We start from the raw sequence: 2,043 nt of genomic DNA on the forward strand, positions 1-2,043 counted from the left end.
TTGCAATCAAGCTCTCTTTTGCCTTTACACTCTACGTACGATTTCCGACCGTACTGAGAGAACCTTTGAGCGCCTCCGTTACCTTTTGGGAGGCGACCGCCCCAGTCAAACTGCCCACCTGACAGTGTCCCAAGACCAGATTCATGGCCTATGGTTAGAGTCCCAGTACTACAAGGGTGGTATCCCAAGGATGGCTCCGCCAAAACTGGCGTCCTGGTTTCAAAGCCTCCCACCTATCCTGTACATGTAGTACCAAGACCCAATGTCAAGCTACAGTAAAGCTCCATGGGGTCTTTCCGTCCTGTCGCAGGTATCCGGCATCTTCACCGGAATTACAATTTCACCGAGTCTGTTGTTGAGACAGTGCCCAAATCGTTACGCCTTTCGTGCGGGTCGGAACTTACCCGACAAGGAATTTCGCTACCTTAGGACCGTTATAGTTACGGCCGCCGTTTACTGGGGCTTAAGTTCACTGCTTCGATTGCTCTAACAGATCCCCTTAACCTTCCAGCACCGGGCAGGCGTCAGCTCCTATACATCGTCTTGCGACTTAGCAGAAACCTATGTTTTTGGTAAACAGTCGCTTGGGCCTATTCTCTGCGGCCACCGGATGGTGGCACCCCTTATCCCTAAGTTACGGGGTCATTTTGCCGAGTTCCTTAACAACAGTTCTCTCGCGGGCCTTAGGATACTCTCCTCACCCACCTGTGTCGGTTTGCGGTACGGGTACCTTTAACCTCGATAGAGACTTTTCTTGACAGTGTGAAATCAGCTACTTCGCTACTAAATTTCGCTCCCCATCACATCCCAGCATTATCAAAGCGGATTTACCTACTCTGACTGCCTCAATGCTTGGGCACACATAACCAACAGTGTGCTTAGCTTATCCTACTGTGTCATCCCATCTCTCAAACGGTTATCGGTAGTACAGGAATATCAACCTGTTGTCCATCACCTACGCCTTTCGGCCTCAGCTTAGGTCCCGACTAACCCAGGGCGGACGAACCTTCCCCTGGAAACCTTGGGTTTACGGCCTGTGGGATTCTCACCCACATCTCGCTACTCATGCCAACATTCTCACTCCCATACTGTCCACATGTCCTTACGGTCATGCTTCAACCCGTATGGGAAGCTCCCCTACCCATCATAATGATGCCGTAGCTTCGGTAGTAAGTTTTAGCCCCGGAAATCTTCGGCGCAGGATCACTCGACCAGTGAGCTATTACGCACTCTTTGAATGAGTGGCTGCTTCTAAGCCAACATCCTGGTTGTCTGTGCAATCCCACATCCTTTACCACTTAACTTACATTTAGGGACCTTAGCTGACGATCTGGGCTGTTGCCCTTTCGACTATGAATCTTATCACCCACAGTCTGACTCCCAAGTATAAGATGACGGCATTCGGAGTTTGATAGTCTTCGGTAGGTGCAATACCCCCTAGGACATTCAGTGCTCTACCTCCGTATCTCTCACCTTGAGGCTAGCCCTAAAGCTATTTCGGGGAGAACCAGCTATCTCCGGGCTCGATTGGAATTTCACCGCTACCCACAAGTCATCCCCGAGCTTTTCAACGCTCGTGGGTTCGGACCTCCACGAAATTTTACTTTCGCTTCATCCTGCTCATGGGTAGGTCGCCCGGTTTCGGGTCTACGTCAAGTAACTGAACGCTCAGTTAAAACTCGCTTTCGCTACGGCTCCACACCTTAAGTGCTTAACCTTGCTACTTAACGTAACTCGTTGGCCCGTTCTACAAAAAGTACGCGGTCACACAAGAAATGTGCTTCCACAGCTTGTAAGTGCAGGGTTTCAGGTTCTATTTCACTCCCCTCCCGGGGTTCTTTTCACCTTTCCCTCACGGTACTATACGCTATCGGTCACTAGGTAGTATTTAGCCTTGGAGGGTGGTCCCTCCTGCTTCCCACAGGGTTTCACGTGTCCCGTGGTACTCTGGATCATATCTAAAGTCTTCTCGTTTAACATACAGGACTATTACCTTCTGTGGTGGGTCTTTCCAAACCTCTTCAATTACGATACCTCTTCGTT

The 2,043-nt window shown here is 50.1% G+C and carries 1 rRNA gene; it reads right to left on the reverse strand.

Annotated elements, in window-relative coordinates:
* Nucleotides 1-2,043 (reverse strand): 23S ribosomal RNA (locus KGF38_RS19930); the annotation flags it as partial.

Origin of the sequence: Clostridioides sp. ZZV14-6387 (genome assembly GCF_020657835.1) — a bacterium.
GTDB classification, from domain to species: Bacteria; Bacillota; Clostridia; order Peptostreptococcales; family Peptostreptococcaceae; genus Clostridioides; species Clostridioides difficile_A.